We start from the raw sequence: 6492 nt of genomic DNA on the forward strand, positions 1-6492 counted from the left end.
AGCCTTTAATCGCTGCCCACTATTTGTCTGTTATCTCCCATAATCTTGTTCGCCGCAACCGTCATCAACGCCACGGCCCTATTACGCCCCAGAAAGCCCATAACCCGACTACCTATTCGCAACTTACGGGATACAACACGGGTGGGGCCTTTGCCGAGATAACGAAGCGCTTCTTCAGCGGCAACATGGGCCGGCGTGGCACCTTTGGGAGCCTGCTCAAGCGAAGTGAGTTTTCCGCGCAGCAGCATCTGACGGCGCAAGGTAGGCGTATCGGTATCGGCAAGCATCAGACAGATTACATCTACCCCCTTTGGCTTTAATTCACCCCACAACGCTTCGGTAAAGAGAAGATCAAAGGCCTTTGTACCCGCGTAGGTCGCCAGGCCAGGAGTGCCCGCCACCGCTGCGCCAGAACTCATGTTGACAATACCACCGCGACCGCGAGCGGCCATTTGCGCGCCAAAATGATGGCAAACACGCATTAGCAAGGTGCAATTTCGAAATAGCATAGCCTCATCAGCATCGAGATCCCGATCAAGAAAGTGATCGTTTCCGGTATCACCGCCCGCGCAGTTTACGACGAAGCCCACCTCTAAATTTCCCAGCGCCGCACACAGGCATTGCATCGCGTTGGCGAGCGATAGATCCAAGGCAATGACTCGCGTTTCAACGCCATAGTCTGCGCGAACTTTTTCGGCAACTTGATCGAGTGCCTCCTGCCGACGTGATACCAGCACCACATTTAGCCCTTGGGCCGCCAGCGCCTCCACAAAGGCTGAACCAACACCTTCTGAGGCACCCAATACCAATGCCCAAGGTCCATAGCGCTCAGCAAAGTCCAAGGGTGCGATAGTAGTCATAGCTTCTTCGGCTCTCAGTCTAATCAACGTGCACCCAGTGTACGCAATTGGTGCTGACTGCGACGCAGCGACAGAAAATAAGTAAACAGCGTACAACTATTCAGCCGACCCATTTTCTGGTCCGGTCCGGACATGACATCTTGGTACTGGCGGCTCTGTGGAAGAATTGCATATAAGCAGCCATATTCGGTACGCTGCGACATTCGAATTTCAATGGTGAGATACAAGCAATGCACTACCTGCCCTGTGTGGAAATAGAACCGGATACACCCGCCACCGCGTCGGTGATCTGGTTGCACGGTCTTGGCGCCGATGGCCACGATTTTGAGCCGATTGTTCCTCAGTTGCGTCTACCAAAAGAACTCGCCGTGCGCTTTGTGTTCCCACACGCACCATCCATCCCGATAACGATCAACGGTGGCATGCGCATGCCCGCCTGGTTTGATATTCGCGGCATGGATCTGGATACCGCCGTTGATGAGACGCAACTGCTCGAATCCGTAGCGGCAACACGCGCCTTGATTGAGCGCGAAGTTGAGCGCGGCATTCCAACCGAGCGTATTGTACTGGCCGGTTTTTCCCAAGGTGGCGCTGTGGTGCTGCATACGGCATTGAGCCATTCAGACAAGCTCGCCGGCTTATTGGTACTGTCCAGCTTTTTTGCTGTACCGAATGCGACCAAGCCACACCCGGCAAACCGCGACATTCCCATTGACGTTTTCCACGGCACGCACGACGCTATGGCACCGGAAACCCTGGGCCGTCAAACGGTGGCTGCGCTGGAAGCCCTCGGCTACGCCCCTTCCTACAAAACCTATCCCATGCAGCACGAAGTTTGTCTGGCAGAGATCAATGATATTGCGGCCAGCCTGAGCAGAATTCTCAAGCCGTAATTTTATGCGTGCTTCCTGAACCAGGAGCAATGCAGAAGAAGGTTTTTCGCCGACAAAAAACAGGAGGCTTTTGCCTCCCGTTTTACCTCTGAAAAATCAGAAGACAGATTAGAAAGTTAAGCCTACGCCAATATTAAAGCCTTTAATTTCAACACTGATACCGTCGTCAGTATCATCGTACAAACTAATATACTCGCCAAACAGATCGACACCCGGGTTGACCTCGGCAGCAATGCCGAAACCGTAGCTTATATCGCTGTCGTCGTCTTCACCGACACTGGTATCAACCTCAGTGTTTGCAACACCCAAAAGGGCATAGAGCGACACATTGTTTGCGAGCGGCAGGGTGGGTTTAAGGTATAGCGCATAGTACTGACTGATTTCCATATCCAGACCAAACGCACGGTCTTCGTCGGTACCCACACCAAATCGCAGCTCTACTCCCCAGTTGTCATCAAACTGATTGCCAAGCGCAAACTGCAACGTTGGGGTGTCAAAATCAATACCTATGATTTCAGTTTCGAACAGTGCGTACGATACGCTTCCGTATGTCTCGGCCGTGGCGACCTGCGTCAGAAACAGGCTTAGACCCGCAGCGGCGATTGTCTTTTTCATAATCACTCCTGAGTTGGCTATTCTCGCTCAACAGCGCGAGCGAAAATATCATGCCACAGTATGAAAAAATGCCCTACGGCTTGCACTGAGCTACTGATGTATTTTGCATCGCAAAAAATCTGCCGGCAGGTGCAATTTTGCAGAACCACAAATGCATGTCTCCCATGACATCCAACAAGGTGATGATCACTGCGATCATTTTATCTACACTGCGTAAAACCGTTTCTCGAGCCATAATAATGATTAAGCACTTAACCCTGATTGCCAGTCTTGTCTTCCTGGCATCCTGCAACAGCAGTTCGTCTAGCTCATCAGGCGCTGGGACGGCAACCAGTTCCTGCACTACTGTCAACGAAGCCGGCCGCCAGTGGCTTGCCGCGTGGGGCGGTACCCGCGAAACGGATGTTCAGCAAGGCACTGGGCCTGCGCCAGTCGACACAACCATTCGCAATGTCGTAAGGGTCACCACCAGCGGCACCCATGTTCGACTTCGATTTTTCAATGAGGACGAAACCCGGCCAATTATTATCGGTGCTGCCAGTATTGGTATTCGCGAAGGCACCAGTGGCGCGATGCTCAAGACCAATAGCGCGGTGCCGGTTACCTTTAATTGCGGGAAGCCGACGGTGGTCATACCTCCGAACACCGTAGCACTCGAAAGCGACCCCATAGCGCTAACGGTCAACAATCAGGATGACCTCGCCATCAGCCTGTATATCGAGGGCGACAACAATCCGCCAGAGTTCAGTACCGCCTGGAATGAGTCCTACAAACTTGCCGACAACAGCGGCAACGATGTGGCCGATGAAAGTGGGGCCGATTTCATCCTTATCGATGACCGGCCCGGCCAGGTACCACCCGGCACGCCCCTGATCTGCAACGGCTGCCGACCCTATGCACTACATGGCGTCGATGTGTTAACCGACGAGGCCGTTGGCGTTATGACATTTCTGGGCAGCTCCAGCTTTCACGGCTACAACACTTCACAGAATGCGTACCGCCGGGTCAGTGACCTACTCTCGGTACGCATGCTCAATGAAGTTCCTCACGGGCAACGGCACACCATTGTCACCCGTGCGGTCGGTGGCGATACGCTGGAAGCCGCCAGTCGGGACCGGATGGCGACCGACATCTGGAGCACTACTGGCGTTAGCTCGGTCGTGGTTTGGGTGACCAATGATTTGTCATCGCGCTCGGCACAGGAGATTATCGAAAACTACCGCTCCGTGATCAGCGAGGCCCATAGCCGCGGTATCAACGTGTTCTGTCCCACCTGGATTCCAGGGGCCCAATCCAGCCCGGCCAACCTGAACGGAGAACGGGCCGAACTCAATGAGTGGATACTTAACAGTGGCGAATGCGACGGCGTGGTGGACTACAACGCTGCAGTGGAGGCGCCCGGCGGCCTCACCTTTCTACCGCAATACAATAGCGGCGACAGCATTCACAGCAACGATGCAGGGCATCAACTCTGGTCAGATATCACCCCGCTTGCCGACTGGATAGCCCTCCCGGCGCCAACCAGCGCCAACTAATGTTTGCAATGGCGTCAGCTGCGCGAGCGCCCTTCCAGAGAGCGCATTGGAGGAAGTGTCGCCAACTTTACAATCCCTTGCCGCACATCTTGTTATCATTGACAACATTCAGGTGCTCTCGCAGCGCCTTTTGCGACAACCAAGAGATTTCACTATGCGACTGATCAAGATTCTGCTGCTGTCACTTCTGGCGGCCATTGCCATCGTCCTGTTTCTAGCCTCCCGGCCCTTGGAACCCGTTGGCCCTGAGCTGGCAGCCAATACACCGGTGAACGCCGCAGCGACCAACCTGCGCAGTGCGGTTGTGGTAGGCAGCAATTGGGATGGCACCGCGGAAGTGTTTGATCCAAAAACGTTTGAGGTATTAGCGCGGTACAACTTAGTGCCGGATATTGACGAGCGCTTTGCGGAAATCAACGACAGCCTTTATCGCCGTATTGCGGCGCGTTTTATCCGCACCGTGATTGGCGAGGGCCATGACCAGCTGGTTGACGATCTCTTCCCCTCTAAAGACGGTCGCTATCTGTATGTGTCTCGCCCCAGCTTTGCCGATGCTATCGCCCTGGATGTTCTAACCGGCAAAATCGCCTGGCGCACCAAGGTAAAAGGCGTTCGCTCAGACCACGCCGCGCTATCGCCAGACGGCAAAATCTTTCTGATCTCTGCCTCTACGGGCGGCGTGGTACACGCGATTGATACCGCCACCGGCAAGATCGTAGACAACTTTTATCCGGGCGATCAGCCCCACGAAAGCAACTACTCCAAAGATGGCCAACGCATCTACCACGCGTCTATAGGCCGCGTGTTTGTACCCACCACATCCGATTGGCTGGACTGGCTGAAAGGCGAGCGCCGCTTTGTGATTGCCGACGCCAACACCTACGAAGTACTCAAGACCGTGGATATGCGCACAAAGCTTGAAGAGTACGGTATGGACTGGGTGGATTCAGCGGTGCGCCCGATGGCGGTGATGCCGGACGAAAGCTACGCTTATCTGCAGATTTCGTTTTTCCACGGTTTCTTTGAATATAACCTGAAGGAACACCGCATTACCCGCCATGTCGATCTGCCGGTGCCTCCGCAGATTGCGGCGCTGCCACTGCGTAAGTATCAGCTCAATTCCGCACACCACGGGCTGGCGCTGAACCATGCTGGCACCAAGCTCTGTGTAGCAGCAACCATGTCAGGCTATGCGGCTATTGTTGACCGCGAAAGTTTCGATTACACCATTGTCACCCTGTCTGAAGAGCCGCTGGGTTCCAAGCCTTACTGGTCCACCGAAAGTGAGGACGGCAAGCATTGCTATGTATCGAGCAGCGAGCAGGATCGCGTCGTCGTTATCGATTTTGAAACCGCTGAACAGGTGGCCAGCGTACCGGTGGGCAATCACCCGCAGCGTATTCGCACAGGCAAGTTGCTGTTACCCAAGTAATCCTTTTCTCACCCCCTGCCCAAAGCAATTGCTCGGCAGGTCTACCCCATCGCGAGACCCGGCCGCGGTCTCGCCGATATTTTATCTTTCCGTAACCTTAGCCTACTGCAACGCCCACGCTAGTGGCATAGCATGCCCTTTTGGGAGATAGCTCGGCATCGCGCCAGCATTCAACGCACGCATACCACACAAATAATACGCGGAGAGTTCATGGAACTGGTCATGATTTTTGACATGCGGGCCCCGGCTTTCGGCGCGCCCAGTGAAGCCCTGTATTCAGCCGCGCTGGACATGGCCGAATGGGCAGATGATGCTGGCTTTGATGTTATTGGGCTCGGGGAACATCACCGTTCTGAAGATGGCTATAACCCCTCACCCTTAACGTTGGCATCGGCTATGGCCGCCCGCACACAGCAGATTCGGCTGCGTACAGCGGTGCTGCTGGCGTCCTGCTACGACCCCATCCGTCTGGCAGAAGATCTTGCGGTGCTGCAGATACTGAGTCAGGGGCGTGTGGAACTGGGGCTTGGCTTTGGCTACCGCCCCGCAGAGTTCGCGATGTTTGGCCGCGAGCTGAAAGATCGCTTTGATTTTACGATAGAAACGGCCAACACTCTTAAACAGGCCTGGACCGGACAGCCGTTCCAGTATCGCGGGCGTCCCTGTCAGGTGCTGCCGGTACCCGGCACTCCCATTCCCATTCTGCTAGGCGGTGCAGCGCCTAAAGTAGCCCGTGCCGCGGCCGCGATGGCCGACGGCTTTCTTGTTCCGCTCTTTAGCGAAAAAGTCTGGCGACCTTACCGGAAGGAGTGCTTGAATCTGGGTAAAGCCGATCCGGGCGCCTATCCCAAACAGGGACCAACCCTGTTATGGGTATCGGAAGACCCGGATGCCGAGTGGGAATGGCTCGCGCCGCATATCCTGCATGTGCTTGATTCCTACAGCCAATGGACGGCTGAAGCCTACGGCAAACCCATGGGCCCCTACGCTGGCGGTATGACAGCGGAAACCGTGCGCAACAGTGGCGCCTATCAAGTGCTGACGCCGGAAGACGCCATCACGCTGGTTAACACACTGGGAGATCACAGCTCGCTCTATCTAACACCTTTATTTGGCGGCGCCCCGCCCGAGAAAGGCTGGAAGATGCTGGAGCTTTT

Annotated in this window: 6 protein-coding genes; 4 read left to right on the forward strand and 2 right to left on the reverse strand. The window is 55.1% G+C overall.

The genetic code is table 11. The features are described 5' to 3' along the window. Positions 1–5 precede the first annotated feature (5 nt). A complete protein-coding gene (locus tag AC222A_RS08495) occupies positions 6–860 on the reverse strand; it encodes an SDR family NAD(P)-dependent oxidoreductase (protein ID WP_486774851.1) in 855 nt (284 codons plus the stop codon). Positions 861–1090: 230 nt separating this feature from the next. Between AC222A_RS08495 and AC222A_RS08500 the strand changes: the two genes are divergently transcribed. Next, positions 1091–1753, forward strand: coding sequence for an alpha/beta hydrolase (locus tag AC222A_RS08500; RefSeq protein ID WP_372758850.1), 663 nt, complete (start codon positions 1091–1093; stop codon positions 1751–1753). A gap of 108 nt (positions 1754–1861) precedes the next feature. Here AC222A_RS08500 and AC222A_RS08505 read toward each other — a convergent pair whose 3' ends face one another. Beyond that, positions 1862–2368, reverse strand: a complete 507-nt coding sequence (locus AC222A_RS08505; protein WP_372758849.1) for a porin family protein — start codon at positions 2366–2368, stop codon at positions 1862–1864. A 239-nt stretch (positions 2369–2607) separates the two neighbouring features. Between AC222A_RS08505 and AC222A_RS08510 the strand changes: the two genes are divergently transcribed. From AC222A_RS08510 to AC222A_RS08520, 3 genes are all read left to right on the forward strand, one after another. Continuing rightward, positions 2608–3903 (forward strand): GDSL-type esterase/lipase family protein, encoded by a 1296-nt coding sequence (locus AC222A_RS08510; RefSeq protein WP_372749909.1) that lies wholly within the window; start codon positions 2608–2610, stop codon positions 3901–3903. 154 nt (positions 3904–4057) lie between these two features. Then, positions 4058–5335: a YncE family protein gene (locus AC222A_RS08515; RefSeq protein ID WP_372749908.1), complete on the forward strand. Its 1278-nt coding sequence runs from the start codon at positions 4058–4060 to the stop codon at positions 5333–5335. A gap of 210 nt (positions 5336–5545) precedes the next feature. Further along, positions 5546–6492, forward strand: a 947-nt coding sequence (locus AC222A_RS08520) for an LLM class flavin-dependent oxidoreductase (RefSeq protein ID WP_372749907.1), incomplete at its 3' end; no start/stop codon positions are given.

Source organism: Litorivivens sp. (assembly GCF_057445395.1).

Bases quoted from the DNA above. Each gene is read 5' to 3' on its own strand.
- AC222A_RS08500 (WP_372758850.1), top strand. From the start codon at position 1,091: ATGCACTACCTGCCCTGTGTGGAAATAGAACCGGATACACCCGCCACC.
- AC222A_RS08510 (WP_372749909.1), top strand. From the start codon at position 2,608: ATGATTAAGCACTTAACCCTGATTGCCAGTCTTGTCTTCCTGGCATCC.
- AC222A_RS08505 (WP_372758849.1), bottom strand. From the start codon at position 2,368: ATGAAAAAGACAATCGCCGCTGCGGGTCTAAGCCTGTTTCTGACGCAG.
- AC222A_RS08495 (WP_486774851.1), bottom strand. From the start codon at position 860: ATGACTACTATCGCACCCTTGGACTTTGCTGAGCGCTATGGACCTTGG.
- AC222A_RS08515 (WP_372749908.1), top strand. From the start codon at position 4,058: ATGCGACTGATCAAGATTCTGCTGCTGTCACTTCTGGCGGCCATTGCC.